Below are 18610 nucleotides of genomic sequence, written 5' to 3'. Positions count from 1 at the left end.
GAATGAGTACAATCAGCCGGACGCTGTCGATTCGTGTGGGCAAATTCCGCATCTTGAGCATCCTTCTCGCATTCACGGCGGCGAGTGGACTTGTCTTCGGCACCACCGGGTTCACTACTATGGACGCTGACCGCGGAGTCGAGATGGGCGTAGCTGAGGACGACAAAGCCTATCTCGGCTACGATCCGCTCGTCAACGAGAATGAAGAAATCACCGCAGGGGAACCTACAGCCACCATTGAGTACCACAACCGAGCCAGTGTTGATTTCGACACCTTGATCGTCGACGTTTCCCGCGCAGGCACAGGTTCTGAGCCCACCGTCGAAACCTTCGATGCCCCCGGTCACCTCGATCGAGGTAGTGTTGGTTCTGTCATCGTCACGCTAAATTGTTCTACCAAGCAGGTAGTCAAACTCAAGTTCGAAGTAGTCGGAAGCGGATCGGCGGCAAGCGTCTCACTGGACCGTACTCTCAGCGTTACGTGCGTTCCGGATCAAGAGGAGAAAGAAGACAAAGAAAATGAAATGGATGACAAGGAGGGGGCTGACTCTTCCGAGACGTCTAATTGAACGAACACCGTAAGGATGGCTTCGACGATCTCGGAGCGACTGGCTACGAGATCATCACACTCACCGATCAATACATCCACTTCTTCACTTTACTCGTCAACAACAACTCCGAACCTTTATTTTCACCGTAAAAACAAGCGGAGAACAACATACACTAAGTATACGCCAGTTCAATTTATTTGAGATGATTTAGCAATGAGCTGTTTCAGCGAAGGTATGTCTAAAGAATAGGGTTCCACAGATCCAATAGATCTGATTACATTTCGATGGAGGGGCTCATTTCGAAGATGGTAGACGTCGATCTGTCTCTACTTTGAGTTTCCGACTTTGTTAAGAAAATCGGAAACTCAAACGGCTAAGCGGCACAATTAGGGCTACAAGCTACTTAAAAAGATGAGCGAGTCAGCGAATTCGGAAGCTCAAAGCAGGCAAGCCCGAGTCTGGCTTACGCCCGAACAGCTGGTTTCACACAGTCGAAGTAGCATTACTATATCTCAACAACAAATGACACTATGGCAGCCCCTCTGAGAAGGTTGGGTTTCGGGAGCAGTTGAGGGCTCGCCGCTCCCTGCTCATTAATGAGATGGCTCGTAGCGTCGATCGGACCGCTGCTGGCGAACGGCAGGCGGTTTTGTGTTCAGTGTTGGACTTCTACCCAACGCTTATACTGTTGGCCGGTGTCCCAACAGGTGAGAGATGGCCCAGGAACCACTGTTCCAGTACACACACGTCGAGGCCGGTCTCGTCGAGAACGTCGTGCTTCGGCCGACCGACGACACCGAGACGTACCCCTCGGGCTGGAAGTACACGCTCCATCTGGGCACTCTCGACGACCTCACGCTCGTCCGGTACGACAACTCCCACGAGGACACGAAAGGCCACGAACACCACACCGCAGCCGGCGACCTCGACGACGTCGAGTTCCCCGGGATGGAGGACCGGCTTGTCGAGTTCTGGGCGAGCGCAGACGAGTACTGGGACGCCGTCGGCGGCAAGCCGCCCCGGCCGCACTGACCGAATACCAACACACGATACCCCGACCATGACCACACTCCACATCACCGTCGGCAACCGAGAACAGCTCCGTGAGGACGCGCTCCAGTTCGTCCAAGACGTTGAGGCCGACGATCTCGACGAACAGGACGGAAAGGCAACACTTCAGTTCGGCACCTACGACGACTTCGTCGACAGTCTCACGCCGCTGCGCCTTGAGCTCATCCGGGCGATCGCAAAAGAGGCGCCCGAGAGCATGCGCGAGGCAGCGCGTCTCGTCGAGCGTGACGTGTCCGACGTCCACTCGGACCTGAAGCAGTTGGAAGTACTGGGCATCCTCACGCTCGAAGAGGGCGGGCCCAGCGGTGCAATTCAACCCGTCGTTCCGTTCGACCGCATCGAGGTCCACATCGACTACCCGCTTATCGATAGCGGCGACGCCGATGGTACTCCCGCAAGCGCGTAGTCGCCACCCACCGCTCTCGGAGTATGCTATGAGACTCCCCCATCCGTCTTCAGTTAAGCAAGAAACCGCGTGATAGCGGAGGCTTATCGAGACATCTTTCGGAAGGAATGAGGAAGCCGAGTTTGTGCCCAACGGCTCCTCATCTCGGATTATGCGTCGGCTCACTACACTGTTTCCCTCTGAGTTTCTCGAAGAGCACGCCGAGGAACTCGGCGTGGTCGAACGTGACCGCAAGCTTCAGATCCCTGCCTTTGTCTGGACATTTGTGTTCGGTTTCGCCGCAGGCGAAAGCCGAACACTCGCCGGGTTCAGACGATCTTACAACTCAACTGCCGATGAGACAATCTCGCCCAGCGGGTTCTATCAGCGGTTGACGCCGACGCTTGCGGAGTACCTCCGCGACCTCGTCGAGCGCGGTCTCGACGAGGTCGCTGTTCCTGATGCTGTTGACGCTGATATCGACCGATTTAGAGACGTGATGATCGCCGATGGAACGGTGTTGCGGTTACATGAGTTTCTTTCAGATCAGTTCGAAGCCCGCCATGAGGAGCAGGCTGGAGCGAAGCTCCACCTGCTCCACAATGCCACAGAGCAGACGATCGAACGGATCGATACTGCTGACGAGAAAACACACGACAGCACCTTGTTCAACACAGGGCCGTGGCTTGAGAATCGCCTCATGCTGTTCGATCTCGCCTACTTCAAGTACCGCCGGTTTGCGCTGATCGACGAGAACGACGGCTACTTCGTGAGTCGGCTGAAGCAGAACGCGAACCCGGTGATTACGGCAGAATTACGGGAATGGCGCGGCCGCGCCATTCCCTTAGAGGGCAAGCAGCTCCGAGCTGTTCTCAACGATCTCGATCGGAAGTACATCGATGTAGAAGTCGAAGTAGAGTTCAAACGAGGGCCGTATAATGGGACGCAGTCGCTAGATACGAAGCGATTTCGCGTCGTCGGCGTCCGCGACGAGGACGCCGACGACTACCACCTGTACATGACGAATTTAGCGAGGAAAGAGTTCTTTCCGGCGGATTTAGCGGAGATCTACCGCTGTCGGTGGGAAGTTGAGTTGCTGTTCCGGGAGCTGAAGACACAGTACGAACTAGACGAGTTCGACACGAGTGACGAACACGTGGTGAGGATCTTATTGTACGCAGCGCTGCTGTCGCTGCTTGTAAGCCGCGATCTGTTGGATCTAGTCACTGAGCAGGCGGATGATGAGCTTGTGTTTCCGACAGAGCGCTGGGCGGCGACCTTTCGGTCGCACGCCCAGCTTTTGCTCCACGAACTCGGTGAGTTCCTCGGCTACTCACCACCGCCGCTGCTCGACCGGCTGATCGAAGACGCTCAAAAGGTCCACAAGCAACGACCAATCTTACAAGAGACACTCGCTACCGCTACACAACCGAGGTGTGAGTCTTAACTGAAGACGGATGACCGACAAGAAGTATTCCGGTGCGAGAGGTCGTAGCCGGTAGGAGTACAAGCTCAACCTGATACGCGATCCAGACACCGACACCTGTCACTACAGCACTGATCGCCACAAGTGCGAAGAGAGAGCGGTACCTGGTGGACACGGCTGACTAATTGGGGATGCGTCAAGATAGTCGTGTGGAATCTAACACGGGAATACTCGTTTTTGCGCCGAATTTCTGACCGACACCATTCTTATATATTCACAATCGTTACCAAGTAACATAGTACCATCACTACCCACGAAACACTCCCAGAGTATGCCACCTACCGAACGAGAGACAACGTCCGCATCCACGTCTGACTCAAGTGACGACATCGTCTCTCGCATCGAGCGAGACCTCCTTTCGCGGAGAGAATTTCTTGCCGGACTGGGTCTCGGATCGATAGGCGGTGCCGGTGGAGCAGTCGCTCTCACGCGGTCAGATACCGATTTCCAGTCACTAGCGACACTGGCAGGCGGGGCGGCCTCTCTCCCGGACACACAGTTCCATCTTCCGGCAGTGGATGCAGCTAACTCGGGTCTCATTATCGCGACCAATTTCGAGTTTTCTGATGGCAACGGTGAGCTGTTTGTCAATCTGAACGGTATCGAGATCCGCCACGACCTCCAGCGTGCACTGGATGAGGCGAGACAAACTGCTACCCGTCTTACTGGTCGTTCACTTGGAGATACGGCTACGCACGTATCATTCGTCTCACCTGAGACGGGCACTCTTACACTCCGTGGAAAAAGCTGGGAAGCCGGCCTTACGGTTGCTTTTATTGCCAGTCTTCGCCAGCAGTCGCTGTCGTCTGAAACCCTCATCACTGGAATCGTTGCCGACGATGGCAAGCTGCTCCCGGTTGGCGGAATCAAAGCAAAGGCCCGGAGTGCCCGGGCGTTCGGAGCGACCGAATTGATTGTTCCCAGCGATACCGATTCAGATGTAACTATCGAGGGATTACGCGTGACACCCGTTGAATCGATCTCAGACGCACTTAGCCACTTGGCACAAACTCAACGTTCGGAGCAGTGAAGGCGAGATACGCTACGATGGGGCGTCGCTCGCCTTCTGTCGTGACGTGATAGCTTACGTAGAGGCGTCGTACCCGGCGTCTTCGACCACAGTCACGAGGTCATCTGATTCAGCTGTTCCTTCGACTGTCGCGGATTCCGAGTCCCGATCCGCAGTCGCCGATGTGACTCCGTCGACTTCTTTGAGTGCTTCCTCTACAGTTTGCTCACAGTGTTCACAGGTCATTCCTTCGACCGAGATGGTCTGACTCATATCCATACATGATTAGGGCCCCCTATTCTATGTGCTTTTCTGCTTAGAATCCAAAGTCATTCTGAGTTCAAAATCGCACTCTCAAAGGTTTATTTTGAGAAACAATAATGTATCCTGCGGTGCGACGCTATTGTATGCGCAACCTAGACGAAACAGATCTGGAGATTCTCTCGTTACTAGCCGAAAACGCCCGTCGTCCATTTAGCGCCATCGGCGAAGAAGTTGATTTGTCCGGGCCAGCTGTTTCCGATCGAGTCCAACGATTACAGGAAGCAGATATTATCAACAATTTCACGATCGATGTAAACCGGGCGCACCTTCGGGCCGGTGTTCCAGTATTCATTCAAACAGAAATCGAACCGGAATCACTCGAGGAGGCCCGTACGCGAGTCCGGGAATCGGACGGCATCGAACACGTCTTCACGACCTCAGAAGGCGATCTCTGGTTCTATGCCCGCGTTGAGGCACAGAACGTCCGTCAGTGGGTAGACAGTCTGTTTGATGGGCTTGGGATGTCTGGATATTCAGTCACCTTGATCGACGAAGCTGAATGGACGCCTTCGATCGACGGCGTCGAATTTGCTCTCACCTGCACTGAATGTAACAATACCGTCGACAATGAAGGTGAGACGACGCGCATCGATGGCGAGATCTATCACTTCTGTTGCCCATCTTGTCTCGCACGGTTTGAAGACCGCTATCAGCGGCTCGAAGAGGGTGTATAGTACGCTCTTTGGATTCCAAATTTTCTTGGTGTCAATAACCACCTTCTCGAAACAGTAAACCGCCTAAACATAGACCCCGTATAGTAAGATGAGCATGACAAGCCGAACAACCCATCTCGATATTACGGGGATGTCCTGTGCCAACTGTTCAGGAACGATCCAGGACACCCTTGAATCCCTTGACGGGGTATCGAAGGCGGATGCGAACTTCGCCACCGACGAGGGATCCGTGACCTACGATCCCGATGAGGTATCACTCCAGGAAATCTATGAAGCGATCGATGAGGCGGGCTACGGCATAGTCTCGGAGACGGTGTCTATTGCCATCTCCGATATGACGTGTGCCAATTGCGCCGAGACCAACAAAACTGCTCTCGAGAATACACCGGGTGTCGTCACCGCCGAAGTCAACTACGCGACTGACGAAGCGCAGGTCACCTACAATCCGGCAGAGGTGTCTCTCAATACGCTGTATGATGCTATTGAGGACGCTGGCTACTCGCCCATCCGCGAAGATGGTGATGACGACGAGTCGGGCCAAGACGCACGAGATGCCGCACGACAGGCTGAGACCCAAAAGCAACTCAGACTGACCCTCTTTGGGGCAGTGTTGTCGGCTCCGTTGCTCTTCTTCCTCATCGACAAATTTCTGCTCGGTGGCGCGATCGTCCCTGATGCCGTCTTCGGCGTTGAAATCGGGTGGCTCGAGTTCCTCCTCGCCACACCGGTGCAGGCGATCCTCGGCTGGCCGTTCTATAAGAACTCGTACAAGGCGATCGTGAAAAACGGCCGCGCCAATATGGACGTGTTAATCGCAATCGGTTCAACAACCGCCTATCTCTACTCCGTGGCAGTCCTGTCTGAACTCATTGCAGGTGGGCTCTACTTCGACACGGCAGCGCTCATCCTCGTGTTCATTACGCTCGGTAACTACCTCGAAGCTCGGTCGAAGGGGCAAGCGGGCGAGGCCCTCCGGAAGCTCCTCGAAATGGAAGCCGAGACGGCGACCATTATCCGCGAGGACGGCAGTGAAGAAGAAGTTCCGCTCGAAGAAGTCACAACGGGTGACCGGATGAAAATCCGTCCGGGTGAAAAGGTTCCCACAGACGGCGTCGTTGTCGACGGTCAGTCCGCCGTCGACGAGTCGATGGTCACTGGTGAATCCGTCCCTGTAGAGAAGGAAGAGGGCGATGAGGTCGTCGGCTCGACGATTAACGAGAACGGCGTCCTTGTCGTGGAGGCGACAAAGGTCGGAGAAGATACGGCTCTTCAACAGATCGTTCAGACTGTCAAGGAGGCGCAGTCGCGCCAGCCCGACATCCAGAACCTCGCGGACCGTATCTCCGCGTACTTCGTGCCTGCGGTCATCGCGAACGCTCTCCTCTGGGGCATTGTTTGGTTCCTGTTCCCGGAGGTACTGGCTGGCTTCGTCGACTGGCTCCCGCTGTGGGGTCAGGTCGCTGGCGGCCCGGCCCCGGTCGGTGGGACCGTTTCCGTCTTCGAGTTCGCGATTATTGTCTTCGCGTCCTCGATCCTCATCGCCTGTCCCTGTGCGCTGGGGCTGGCGACGCCCGCAGCCACGATGGTCGGGACGACGATTGGTGCCCAGAACGGCGTCCTGTTCAAGGGCGGTGACATCCTCGAACGCGCAAAAGACGTCGACACGGTCGTCTTCGACAAGACGGGCACCCTCACGGAGGGTGAAATGGAATTGACCGATGTGGTCGTCTTCGATAGCGATGGAAATGCAGTGACTGACGGTGGCGAGCCGACGCCAGATGGTGGACAGATCAGCACTCGTGAGCGCCTCTCCGAGGACGACGTGCTGCGGCTGGCGGCGATAGCAGAAAGCGGAAGCGAACACCCGCTCGCGCGGGCAATCGTCGACGGGGCTGAAGAACGCGGGCTGGACGTGACTGAGCCCGACGACTTCGAGAACGTTCCTGGTCACGGGATCAAAGCGGTTGTTGGTGACAACGAGGTACTGGTCGGCAACCGCAAGTTGCTGCGAGACAACGACATCGACCCGTCACCCGCCGAGGAGACGATGGAACGCCTCGAAAACGAGGGGAAGACGGCGATGCTTGTCGCTTCCGAGGGCAAACTGGTTGGTGTAGTGGCTGACGCCGACACAATCAAAGAGAGCTCCAAGCAGGCCGTTACAGCCCTCCAAGAGCGGGGCGTCGACGTAATGATGATTACGGGCGACAACGAGCGAACTGCTCGTGCGGTCGCCAAACAGGTGGGTATCGACCCGGAGAATGTCCGAGCAGGGGTCCTTCCCGAAGACAAGTCTAACGCGGTCGACAGTATTCAAGACGAGGGCCGTCAGGCGATGATGGTCGGAGACGGCGTCAACGACGCCCCCGCGCTCGCGGTCGCGCACGTGGGGACAGCCATCGGCTCCGGCACGGACGTGGCCATCGAGGCTGCAGACCTTACGCTGATGCGCGACGACCCGCTCGACGTGGTGAAGGCGATCCGAATCTCGGACGCGACACTCCAGAAGATCAAGCAGAACCTCGTGTGGGCGCTCGGATACAATACCGCGATGATTCCCCTCGCGTCGCTCGGGCTGCTCCAGCCGGTGCTCGCTGCAGCAGCAATGGCGTTCTCGTCGGTGTCGGTGCTGACGAACAGCCTGTTGTTCCGGCGGTACACCCCCGATCACGACTACAAGCTCTTCGGGTTCCTTCGCTAACCGTCGCCTCTATCTCAATGTCGAATATTTCCCGCCAAACGGTTCGGAGGTACCTCGTCGAGACAGCCAGTAGCGAACCGACGTACCTCCGGGCTCACGAGATCGCCGGTGATCTTGACGGCTCTCCGAAGGCTGTCGCGCAATACCTCAGCCAACTTCAGGACGACCTCTCACTCGTCTCACTCGAACAGTGGGGGCGCTCTAAGAGCACGACGTGGCGCTTGGAGGTGAACGAGTCGTGAGTACTGTCACGCGACGCGTCGAAACCGCCCTTCCGGAAACAGGCTCACGCGAGTGGTGGGCGCTGTACCTACTTGCTCCGCCCGTCCTCATCGGTGCGGGAATCCTTGCGTTCCCGGGCCTCGTCTTCGACCAGTTCATTTGGCAGTACCTCTGGGGACCAGTCGTCGCTGACGCTGCCAGTGAGCCAGTCATGCATGAGGGGATTCGTGCTGTTCGGGGCTACAACGCGGTGAACACCGTAACCTACCTCGCGGCGGTCGTGTACAGCCTCCCCGGACTACGAGTGTATCTCGATCAACTCGACGTCACGTTTGACGCACGACTGGCCTACGGGTTCGCCCCGATCATTATCGCCGGCGGAGCGATGCGCGCCCTCGAGGACATCGGCCTACTCGGGGACTACGCGGTGTGGTTCATCACGCCGTCAATCTACTTTGTCGTTACCGCTGTCACCGTCCTCGCGCTCGGCATCGGCGCACTTGCGCGTGATCGGAATACCGGTTCCATTCCGTCAACGGTCGGGCTTATCGGGTCGGTGTGGGCTGTCGGTGCTGTCGGGTGGGTGCTTTGGTACGGCCTCTCGACGTCGACCCCGCTCCGTCTGTGGGTTCCTGTCGCAACGACGGGGATTGCTCTCGGGGCGACCGCGCTCTACTACTGGGGAGCGAGTTTCGTCAATGTCACACACCTTCGACACCCGCTGATTCTGCTGGCCGTCTTTGGCCAGCTGTGGGACGCTGCACAGAACCTCATCGGTGTGACGTTTCTCGGCTACTCCCCCAAGCTGGTCGTCACGAATCTCGTATACCAGGCGACTGGATTTGCCGGATCGACGTTCGTGCTGAAACTCGTCGTGACTGTCGGCATCGTGTGGTATCTCGCTGATGCGAAAGAGGAGATGAACCACACATGGTGGTGGCTTATGACGTTCTTCATCGGAGCGATCGGGCTCCCGATGGGCGTTCGCGGGTCACTTCGGATGCTACTGGGGGCCTAACAACGGCCTCGGCGATGTACCGCGCTTTCTGTTAAGAATCGAAACCGGCCGAACGGTATCTGGGATGGTGGATTGAGGCGTTCACCGCGCGTAGCCTTGCTGGATCACTCCCGTTTCGAAAGAAAACAGAGTGGAGTGTGGGACCGGCGTGTCCTAGAATAGACAATCCTACCGAAGGCGACTGTGATCACATTCCGGGTTATTAGTAACAGGGGTAAAGCGTATGGGAACTACTGTTGTATCGTCTAATAATGCCGCAACCGTGGAATCGTCGTCGGGTGCTTCAACATAGTGGTACAATCGGAATACTAGGTCTTACAGGCTGTCTAGGTGGCTCAAGCACGAACTCATGGGATATTGATGACCCAGTAGCAGTGGCATCAGCACAACAATTTAACTCACCAGGATGTAGCTGTTGCGAGCAGTATGCATCATATCTTCGTGAGAATATCACTGGTGACCTCTCAGAGACCGTACCGGATGATATCCAAGCAGTAAAGCAGGAATATGGGATCCCCGAAGACCTCCAGAGCTGTCACACACTCGTCCTCACAGATTACGTCGTAGAAGGACACGTCCCGGTCGAAGTAATCGCCCGGCTTCTCGATGAAAACCCACCGATAGATGGAGTTGCACTCCCTGGTATGCCATCTGGGACACCGGGGATGGGTGGAGAGAAAGATGGCTCGTTAAGCATATACGCTATTGACGGCGATAAAGCCGGAGCTGAGTACACTGAGGTATAGATTCAGAGATACAGTAGATCTGCAACTGATGTTCAGACGGCTTCTCTATGGGTTCGGATACACCTTCGCGCGTCTCATCTTTTTCAACGCGAAACTTCAACAGCTGTCTTGAAGCGGGTTTGTATCGCGTTCTGGCTTGTTGGTGATCCAATTCAGAAGCTTTCCCGTGTAAACTGTGAAACAGCTTATAGGAGACAGTATTCAGAAAATCAAGAGGTATCTAACACGTTGAGTCCAGCGTCAGCTCTGTATGCAATCTCTGATTATTCACGGGGTTGCTACTGATAGTTTAGATTTGAAACAGTAATCGCAGTAAATGAGGAGCGTGTGTATTCATCTATGGAAGCGCCCACAACCTCCACGACAGAGGCTACCACCAGCGAGGTACTCGTCCGTGCTGATGAGATTGAAAAAACGTACGGGTCAAACCTCCCATTTACACGATCGGTTCCCGTCCTCACCGGTGCCAATCTGGAAATCCGAGCAGGAGAAATCGTCGGAATCGTCGGGGGGAACGGTTCGGGGAAATCCACGCTTATGAACATCCTCGTCGGCGTCCTCAAGCAGGATTCCGGAGCAGTTGAACGAACAGGGACGGTTGGCTGGTGTCCACAAGAACCACTGCTTTACGACCGCCTGACGGTCACAGAGACGTTCCGCCTGTTCGGTTCCGGATACGGAATGACCGCCGAAGAAATCGACGAGGCCAAACGCCGATTCGCATCGAAACTCGATTTCGAGCAGTACCTTGACTATCGAATCGACCAACTCAGCGGTGGAAACCGACAAAAAATCAATCTCAGTATCGCCCTAATGCATGATCCGGACGTCCTCATGCTAGACGAGCCCTACACCGGGTTCGACTGGGAGACATATCTCACCTTCTGGGACCTCGCCGACGAACTTGCTGCCGACGGAACAGCTGTCGTAATGATTTCACACTTGATCGAGGAGCAGAGCCGTCTCGACCGTATCTACGAGGTTCGTGATGGACACGTCTACGACGTGACTGAGCGGGAAAGTGAGACCGAAGCGACGACCGGTGAACGGAGGAGAAAGGCCGATGAATAGAATTCAAACGGGGATCCGGACGAACGTCTCCACCTTCCTCAGGACCCCCCTGAATGTCGTCTTAGCACTCCTCCTTCCGGTTGTCGTTATCGAAGGCTGGGGACAAGCGATGGCGGGGTTGCCAACTATGCCGACAGTTGAGGCGATTCCGATCGATCTGGGTCGCCTCCTCGGAGCGATATTCGGTGTCGCCATCATCGCCGGCCTGATGGGACTCGCCCAGATGATTAGTGCGCGTGCAGCCGATCGACGACTCGTTCAGACAGGCTATCCACCCCGAACACTGCTTGCGACTCGATTAGCGACGCTCGGAGGGGTCACGGTCGTCGTGGCTGCCGTGAACTACGGCGTGCTCTGGCTGACGATTTCACCGGAAGCCCCTGTCCTGACGTTCGTATTCCTCGTCCTCGCCGGCCTCGTCTATGCGTTTCTTGGCGCGCTCGTCGGTGCACTCCTTCCGCGACTGTTCGAAGGCTCGCTCGTCGTGGTGTTCCTCGCGATGATGGACGCGTTCCTCAGTGGCGACAGCCCGCTGGCTGCTGACATTCCTGAGTTCGTGGAATACTTCCCGCTCTATCATCCGAAGGAACTCCTTCAGGAGGCGATGTTCCAAGGTACATATACGACGGGCGACCTCGGCTTCGTTGCCGGATACCTGCTCGTCTTGCTCGTGCTCGTCACCGTAGTGTTCGGAGTGACGATGCGCACCAGTGGTGGGTGGTCCGCATGAACCGTACGACAACGGCGTTCTCGATCGGCATCAAAGAACAGGCGCGTAACTACGTCCTCGTCGCTCTACTGGTCGTCCTACCGGTCTCGTTCATCACGTTGGCGTTCGCAGTCACCCAGGACGTCGAGATGCCGGTTCGGACGCTCGTCGACGGTGAGACGGCGACGGTCATGCGGGGGATGCCTGAGGTCCACGGCGTGATCATGACGCCGATTACGAGTGCTCTCATCGCCGGACTCGCCGGGTTGTTCCTGATGCGAGAAGCCAAAGACACGGACGGTCGTCTGGCAGTCGCTGGCTATCGTGCATGGCAGGTAATCGCTGCCCGGTTTGGGGTTCTCGCAGCAATTACTCTCATCGTCACCGGTGTCTCAGTTGGTGTGATGCTCGTCGATTTCCAGCCCGAGTATCTCTGGTGGTTCGTCGCAGCGATGCTCGTCGTCTCGGTCACGTATGGTCTCATCGGGATGCTCGTCGGGGCCGTCTTCAACCGCCTAGCCGGGATGTGGCTGATGCTGATTCTCCCGATGCTCGATATCGGACTGTTTCAGGATCCGCTGTTTATTCAATCTGAACCTGATTGGTGGATGAAACTCTTTCCGGGCTATTGGCCAGTCCGTGTAATGGTCGATACCGGACTCACAACCGACGTAGATACGGCTCTCTCGTTGGTGTGGGCTACTGGATATCTTCTCCTCGTAGCCGTGCTCGCAATTGGTGTTTACTACCGAGCCACACAGGCGAGTTGATCACAAGAGAAATCAGTCATAAATGGAACAAAACAGGTCACGGGATCGTTCTGAAATCAAAGGTATCGGTGAGGGCGGTATTCTCTAATCCCCGAATCACTTGACCCCGGTGAGTTCACCCTCTCACGGTGGCAATCAGTTGGAGATGTCCTCATCAGTAGCATCTAATCGCTCACGGCGACGTCTATACTCCTCCTCGTCAATTTCGCCCCTGGCATAGCGGTTCTGGAGCGTTTTTCTGGCTGAGTCGTCGGTAGTCGATTGAGGAGATTTTTGGTTTCCAAGCCAGTAGAGCCCGCCACCGAGAACGCCCAGCATTCCGAGTACGCCACCAACAGCTGGTAGCCCTCCAACTCCACCTCCGTTGCGGCCACTCATCATTCCAGAACCACCTCGTCCCATCATTCCACCACCAGTATTCCCGCTTCCATCGCTGCTTGAGCCGTAGGCGACTGTACCCTGGTCAACAATCGCCTCACTCGATGGGACCTCTCCATCCGGGATTGAATCCTCCTCTGCCGGTCCGCCAGGACTGCCAACTACGATCCGTCCGACCATCCCAATCGACTTGTGCGGGATGCAGTAGTAATCATACGTCCCTGGCGTTTCGAACGTATATTCGAAGCTCCCGTCTGAGATCGTCCCACTATCGAAGGCGGAAGCGCCCTCCGGAATACGATCTGCGTACGCCGTAGCGGAATGTGCCCCCGCTGCGAGTTCAAATTGAACGGTTGTCCCGGGATCAACACGTAGGCCGATTGGGTCGAAGTAATTGTTTCCCATCTCCACGATGGGCGTCTCCTGTGCGTTCGCTGACTGAGCAAAGCCGGTGCTGGCGACTGCGCTGGCACCGACAATGCCTAAGAATTGACGTCGGCTGTGATGTGTCATGTTGTCTGGATCATTCTTCGGTGGGTAGCTACGCGCGATACTGGTGCGAAGACTTCGGACGTGACTCACTCCGAACTTGTCGTTTGTTCCCATTACTACTCATAACCATATGCTGAATCGAGCACACCATTTCGATGTAACGGAACGATGCTGCCGAACGGTTGGTTTCGATACCCTCGAGTCGATCCGCAGGTGTTCAAACGGGTGAAACGCGGTTTGGGTAGTGGTCACTCTGATTGTTCGAGCTTTTCTCGTCGGGCTTCGAACTCTTCGTCCGTGAGATCGCCACGAGCGTACGCCAGACGTAACTCTTCCATCGCGGGATTATGAGACGTCTGTGTCTCGCTCATCCGCCGGAAGATGAGATATCCACCGCCCAGAAGCGCAAGGAGGAAGATGACCGGGACGAGCATCCCGATGAGGGGCCACCAACCACCTGTGGTACCGTACTGGCCCATCATTCCTCCGTATCCCATCATCCCACCGAACCCCATACCCATTGTGAGCAAGGGAAGGAGGATGAACGCTCCGAGGACGATGAGCAGTATCGTCGTCGTATCCAGTTGATCCGATGATGCCATCAGAGATCAGGCCTCCGATGCGGATCCGAACTCGTCAGTTACGGCTGCCAGTACGCGGTCGAATCGTTCGCTGACCTCGGTCGCGACGGAGTCAAGCGCGTCGTTATCAGCGATCCCGACTAACTGTTCCGGGTCGACCGCACTCACCACGATGACGCCGCCATCGTTCTCGTAGACGATGACGTTACAGGGCAAGAGCGCACCGAGTTCAGTTTCTACACTCAACCCTTCGTATGCCAGCGGAGGATTGCACGCACCGAGGATGCGATACTGGCGGAACTCCTCACCGAGTTTCTCCTTGAGCGTCGCCTGAATGTCGATGTCACAGAGAACACCGAATCCCTCGTCTTTGAGCGCGGCATTCGTTGCGTCGACGACATCGTCGAACTCTCCATCAATCTTGGTTTGTATTGTGTAACTCATGTAATACTGTATCCTGTTTACGCACTTAAGCGTTCGGTCCCGTCGCCCCAACTGGCAGACGAGAATTTTTTCTCGACGATGCTCCTTCTATTTCGGTCATGGGCACTACTCGAGTTGCTTTCGTCGACGTTCGAACTCTTCATCGGAGAGTTCACCGCGAGCGTAACGCTCACGAAGAACCGAAAGCGGCCGACTATCACTCCTCTCAGAATCTCTGTTGAGGAGTGAGTAGACGAGATAGAGCGGGACGACGATTAGGAGCCCCATCCAAAGGAAGCTCCAGAGGCCCATTCCACCGCTGAAGACCCCCCAACCGCCGCTACCCATCATACCGCCGCCGTAGCCTCCACCACCGTGAGCCGCTGCGGTGCCCGTTGCTACAATCAACAGCGGAACCGCTAGTATTGCGATTCGACGAGTCGTCCGCCCGAGAGTGTTGGTGTAGTGTGTCATTGTGATCGTTGAGTCAGTAAGTCGAATATCTATCGTGTCAGACGAGGATCCGAACAGGGATCGTTAGCAGCCGTACCCCTGTCCGTTCATCCCCGTCGCGGTGTGATTGTCGTCCGCCATATCTTGGGCCATCTCGTCGACGGTCACGCCCATGTGCGCTTCCATCTCGTCAACGGCATTCGGGCCCATGTAGTCGGTCATGTGACCTTCCATCCAGGCCGCCCAGTCTGCTGCACTACCATCGGCTGGCGTCCCTTCAGCTGCCGTCTCGTTCCCCTGGATCGGTTCGTCACCGTGTGCGCTAACTACCGGGGCGGCAAACGCGAGTCCGACAATCGCGAGCACCACGAGCAGCCATCGTCCGAGGTTTCGGTTGGTCATTGTTTTTCGCCTCAAGTAGTCATACGGTGGGTTCGGAGTTATCTTCGTGGGAGTGAACTCAAACAGGAGAGCGTTCAAGAACGTCTATAACGCCATCTAAACGTTTTCTACTGACGGGATCGTTCATACCTGCCGAATTCGAAAGGATCAGAGGAATGGTGAGAGCAAAGGGGATCCGTCGAGACTGTTCACCTCATTGCGGCGATCCAGACAATAACCACGGTTCAGGCGGCGAGGGAGGCTCGGGTATTGCTGACCACGAACGAGATGGATCAGTTCCCTCGGAACTGGTGATACTGCCTCGTGAGTGCCTGACGATGGTAGAGGATTCCAATTGTCATGAGGAACAGAACGGTCGCAATTTCGTAGCCATACGCACCAAGCAATAACATCGTTGAAGAACCACTCAGTCCGCCTGCAAGTAGTACGGCAAACAACGGGCTAACGCAGGCAGGGCACGCCACAATCCCGACTATTCCTCCGACTGCCGACTGCGAGAAATCAAGCAATGCATCATAGACGAGATACGCCAGCGCGAACAGGCCAACCGCTTGGTAAGGAATGAGCGAGACCGTGATCAGGTCACCTGTATAGACGAAGACCGGACTCCATCCCAAAGATCGACCCCACGTTATTCCGAAGCCGCTTGGTCCAGTGAGCTGCCCGAAATGAGAGGTGCTCGGTCCAAGTAATCCTGAAAAATAAAACATCACGATGAGATATAGAGCAACGACAAGTGCGGCACCAATACGATACACTCGACGTTTCGTTACAGGTCGAGTGTGCCAGATCACCCAGACTGAGGCGGTGAACCAAATAAATGGAAGGACGAAATGGGTCCACCGGCTCCCCATATCTCCTGTGAAATATGCGTACACCAACCCGGCGATCAACTGTGCGGCGAGGAGGAGATTGAGCCACGTGCTTGACTTGAGAACCCGGCTAATGCGATCAGTTTCGAGTGTTGCTTGTGACATGATGGGTAGTGTTAGTATGAATTTCTACGTCTGTTAGTTCTGCAGGTCATCACTCGGATACACGCGGTAGGTTCGACCCTGTCGTTCCCGATACAGCAGCCCGCGCTCCTCGAGTGAACTCACGGTCTGGCTCACTTTACTCTTTGAGAACTCAGATCGATCCCGAAGTTCGATCTGCGTGATTCCAGGCGAGTTCAGGACGGGTTCAAGGACGCGTCGTTCATCATCCGGTAAGAGATCGAGAACGCGCGCTTGCGGATCCGATTCAGGATTGATAGGCGTCGCCGGCGAGGCGTCATCGTCTATCGATGTAGGCGTTGCCTCCGATACCTGATCGGGGTCGATGTGATCCGCTGAGTCGGTTGTCGAATCGATGAGATTCCCTCGAACCACGTAATAGATGCCACCGATACTGCCTGCGACCAGAAGGGTTCCAACCACGTACCAGAGAGGATCTGGACCGTGAATCGCCCCCATAGACGAGTCCATCATCGGCCCCATCGACTGCTCGATAGCGCGACGCTGTTGATAGGCCCGCCAACTGAGTAGTCCGCCAGCCAAGAGGACGAACCCAAGGAGCACACCAACGACGGTATCCGCTGGACGTTGGTTCATATGACATCCCCTTGTTTCGATATCTGACTGCTCATACAATCAATTTTGGCGCGACAGGTGTGACAATTGCGGATTGAAGGTGCGATGATGAAGTGCTTCACAGCGGATGAACCACAGTACATCTATCAGTGATCGTGATCGTGGTTTGTTATCTGCGGGCTTTGATCAGCAAATTCCGTGGGCTCTTCCTCGAATGCCCGCTTACAGGTCTTCGAGCAAAAATAGTACGTCATCCCATCATTGGACGCACTCGGCCCCTCATCGTCGGTCCGCATGCCACACACCGGATCACGATACTGACCTGGTGCGCCGATTCCACGTCGGTAGACATACAGGAGGAACCCGGAGAGCGCGAAGGCGATAATATTGAGGTAGAACGTGTAGTTGAGCTCGAAGTACGTCTGTTCGGTCGCCGTCTCGCCACCGGCCAGATCTGGTACGATGCCGAGGGCGTCGAACAGCAACTCCATGAGGAAGCCAGTGAACGCCATCGTCACGAAGAAGACGCCAAGGATGTACAGCATGATCTTCCAGCCGTAGTACTTCCGGTAGACGTTCAGCACGGGCACGGTGATGAGGTCGGCGTAGACGAACGCGATGATCCCGGCGAAGCTGACGCCACCGCCCCACAGCGCGACGGCGAACGGGACGTTGCCCATACTGCCGACGAAACTGAGGACGGCGATGATGACGCCCATGACGGCGTTCTCGGCAGTCACGAGCAGGCCGTCGCCCTGAATGAACAGCGTGTTCCACACCCACTGCGGGACGAAGACGATGACGAACCCAGAAATAAGGAAGCCGGCGACGATGTCTTTCCAGATCATCGACCACTCCTTGCGGTACTGATTCCCGACCTTGTACCAGCCACCCCACGACAGCAACTCGTCACGCCACCCGCCGCTACTCGACGTCTCCTGGCGATAGGTCTCCATACAGCCCTCCGAGCAGAATTTGAGCGTCTCACCGCCGTCGGTCGTGAGCGTGTACTCGTCTTTCCCCTCCATCCCGCAGGTGGGATCTTCCGTGACGCCCGCCTGGCGGTCGCGCTCGTTGAGCTTCTCGCGGACTTCGTTAAACAGGTTTTCGGGAAGCGTAAGGTGGACGATGGCGGCCATGACGGCGATGAGAATCAGGCCGCCGAGCAGTTCCGCGACGAGGAACTCCCAGCCAAGCAGGATGAGAATCATCAGCCCTAGTTCGACGATGAGGTTCGTCGACGCGAACATGAACGCGAGGAAGTTCACCGCGTGCGCCCCCTTCTTGAACAGGCCCTTCCCGATGGCGACGGCGCCGAAACTACAGCCACTGCTTGCTGCTCCGAACACAGTCGCCTTGGTAAGTCCAGTTAGATCGCCCTCACCCAGCACCTGTGCCATCCGCTCCTTCGAGACGTAGACCTGGACGAGACTCGTAATCGTGAGGCCCATGATGATCGCCCACGCCGCCGTCCAGAGAAATCCGACACCGATACGAAGGGATTCAAGAACTCCGTCGATTATCGTCGCCTGCATAGGTGTATCATTGTAGGGATCATCTATTGCGGTTTTGA

22 protein-coding genes are annotated in these 18610 nt (G+C 56.1%); 13 read left to right on the top strand and 9 right to left on the bottom strand.

The window, feature by feature from the left end:
* Positions 1-2: 2 nt before the first annotated feature.
* The 5 genes from ESO89_RS05860 to ESO89_RS05835 all read left to right on the top strand — a co-directional run bounded on the left by ESO89_RS05860 (position 3) and on the right by ESO89_RS05835 (position 4523).
* Positions 3-569, top strand: coding sequence for a hypothetical protein (locus tag ESO89_RS05860; RefSeq protein ID WP_128904679.1), 567 nt, complete (start codon positions 3-5; stop codon positions 567-569).
* Positions 570-1265: 696 nt separating this feature from the next.
* Positions 1266-1583, top strand: coding sequence for a toxin-antitoxin system TumE family protein (locus ESO89_RS05855; RefSeq protein WP_128904678.1), 318 nt, complete (start codon positions 1266-1268; stop codon positions 1581-1583).
* Positions 1584-1611: 28 nt separating this feature from the next.
* On the top strand, positions 1612-2028 hold the full coding sequence (locus tag ESO89_RS05850; protein ID WP_128904677.1) for an HVO_A0114 family putative DNA-binding protein: 417 nt from the start codon (positions 1612-1614) through the stop codon (positions 2026-2028).
* Positions 2029-2179: 151 nt separating this feature from the next.
* The gene (locus ESO89_RS05845; protein ID WP_128904732.1) at positions 2180-3454 is read left to right on the top strand and encodes an IS4 family transposase; all 1275 of its coding nucleotides are present in this window, start codon (positions 2180-2182) and stop codon (positions 3452-3454) included.
* Between the two features lie 553 nt (positions 3455-4007).
* Positions 4008-4523, top strand: a complete 516-nt coding sequence (locus tag ESO89_RS05835) for a S16 family serine protease (RefSeq protein ID WP_160163143.1) — start codon at positions 4008-4010, stop codon at positions 4521-4523.
* Between the two features lie 54 nt (positions 4524-4577).
* Here ESO89_RS05835 and ESO89_RS05830 read toward each other — a convergent pair whose 3' ends face one another.
* Positions 4578-4775 (bottom strand): heavy-metal-associated domain-containing protein, encoded by a 198-nt coding sequence (locus ESO89_RS05830; RefSeq protein WP_080505595.1) that lies wholly within the window; start codon positions 4773-4775, stop codon positions 4578-4580.
* Between the two features lie 134 nt (positions 4776-4909).
* Between ESO89_RS05830 and ESO89_RS05825 the strand changes: the two genes are divergently transcribed.
* The 8 genes from ESO89_RS05825 to ESO89_RS05790 all read left to right on the top strand — a co-directional run bounded on the left by ESO89_RS05825 (position 4910) and on the right by ESO89_RS05790 (position 12737).
* Entirely contained in the window at positions 4910-5500 is a 591-nt protein-coding gene (locus ESO89_RS05825; RefSeq protein ID WP_080505591.1) for an AsnC family transcriptional regulator, read from the top strand.
* Positions 5501-5594: 94 nt separating this feature from the next.
* Complete coding sequence (locus tag ESO89_RS05820) at positions 5595-8201, top strand: heavy metal translocating P-type ATPase (protein ID WP_128904731.1); 2607 nt, start codon at positions 5595-5597, stop codon at positions 8199-8201.
* A 17-nt stretch (positions 8202-8218) separates the two neighbouring features.
* On the top strand, positions 8219-8443 hold the full coding sequence (locus ESO89_RS19470) for a DUF7123 family protein (protein ID WP_128904675.1): 225 nt from the start codon (positions 8219-8221) through the stop codon (positions 8441-8443).
* Positions 8440-9441, top strand: a complete 1002-nt coding sequence (locus ESO89_RS05810; RefSeq protein ID WP_004048647.1) for a DUF63 family protein — start codon at positions 8440-8442, stop codon at positions 9439-9441. The genes ESO89_RS19470 and ESO89_RS05810 overlap by 4 nt, the downstream gene beginning before the upstream one ends.
* Positions 9442-9815: 374 nt before the next feature.
* The gene (locus ESO89_RS05805) at positions 9816-10187 is read left to right on the top strand and encodes a DUF411 domain-containing protein (RefSeq protein WP_239638655.1); all 372 of its coding nucleotides are present in this window, start codon (positions 9816-9818) and stop codon (positions 10185-10187) included.
* 339 nt (positions 10188-10526) lie between these two features.
* Positions 10527-11258, top strand: a complete 732-nt coding sequence (locus ESO89_RS05800) for an ABC transporter ATP-binding protein (protein WP_164932746.1) — start codon at positions 10527-10529, stop codon at positions 11256-11258.
* Positions 11251-11988, top strand: a complete 738-nt coding sequence (locus ESO89_RS05795; RefSeq protein WP_094529644.1) for an ABC transporter permease — start codon at positions 11251-11253, stop codon at positions 11986-11988. The genes ESO89_RS05800 and ESO89_RS05795 overlap by 8 nt, the downstream gene beginning before the upstream one ends.
* Complete coding sequence (locus tag ESO89_RS05790; protein WP_049909288.1) at positions 11985-12737, top strand: ABC transporter permease; 753 nt, start codon at positions 11985-11987, stop codon at positions 12735-12737. Before ESO89_RS05795 ends, ESO89_RS05790 begins: the two co-directional genes overlap by 4 nt.
* Before the next feature lie 135 nt (positions 12738-12872).
* Here the strand turns inward: ESO89_RS05790 and ESO89_RS05785 are convergent, their stop codons facing one another.
* From ESO89_RS05785 to ESO89_RS05750, 8 genes are all read right to left on the bottom strand, one after another.
* Positions 12873-13721: a plastocyanin/azurin family copper-binding protein gene (locus tag ESO89_RS05785; RefSeq protein ID WP_227262414.1), complete on the bottom strand. Its 849-nt coding sequence runs from the start codon at positions 13719-13721 to the stop codon at positions 12873-12875.
* A gap of 134 nt (positions 13722-13855) precedes the next feature.
* The gene (locus tag ESO89_RS05780; protein ID WP_049983674.1) at positions 13856-14209 is read right to left on the bottom strand and encodes an SHOCT domain-containing protein; all 354 of its coding nucleotides are present in this window, start codon (positions 14207-14209) and stop codon (positions 13856-13858) included.
* A gap of 6 nt (positions 14210-14215) precedes the next feature.
* Positions 14216-14632 (bottom strand): DUF302 domain-containing protein, encoded by a 417-nt coding sequence (locus ESO89_RS05775; protein WP_094529646.1) that lies wholly within the window; start codon positions 14630-14632, stop codon positions 14216-14218.
* 105 nt (positions 14633-14737) lie between these two features.
* Complete coding sequence (locus ESO89_RS05770; RefSeq protein WP_049986201.1) at positions 14738-15085, bottom strand: SHOCT domain-containing protein; 348 nt, start codon at positions 15083-15085, stop codon at positions 14738-14740.
* A gap of 63 nt (positions 15086-15148) precedes the next feature.
* Entirely contained in the window at positions 15149-15466 is a 318-nt protein-coding gene (locus tag ESO89_RS05765) for a hypothetical protein (protein ID WP_004048656.1), read from the bottom strand.
* Positions 15467-15738: 272 nt separating this feature from the next.
* The gene (locus ESO89_RS05760) at positions 15739-16443 is read right to left on the bottom strand and encodes a DUF7546 family protein (protein ID WP_123624180.1); all 705 of its coding nucleotides are present in this window, start codon (positions 16441-16443) and stop codon (positions 15739-15741) included.
* Between the two features lie 33 nt (positions 16444-16476).
* Complete coding sequence (locus ESO89_RS05755) at positions 16477-17058, bottom strand: helix-turn-helix transcriptional regulator (protein WP_004048657.1); 582 nt, start codon at positions 17056-17058, stop codon at positions 16477-16479.
* 125 nt (positions 17059-17183) lie between these two features.
* Entirely contained in the window at positions 17184-18572 is a 1389-nt protein-coding gene (locus ESO89_RS05750) for a permease (protein ID WP_049986199.1), read from the bottom strand.
* Positions 18573-18610 lie beyond the last annotated feature (38 nt).

This window comes from Halorubrum amylolyticum, assembly GCF_004114995.1.
In the GTDB taxonomy this organism is placed as follows: Archaea; Halobacteriota; Halobacteria; order Halobacteriales; family Haloferacaceae; genus Halorubrum; species Halorubrum amylolyticum.
This window is presented reverse-complemented; position numbering and strand designations above follow the sequence as displayed.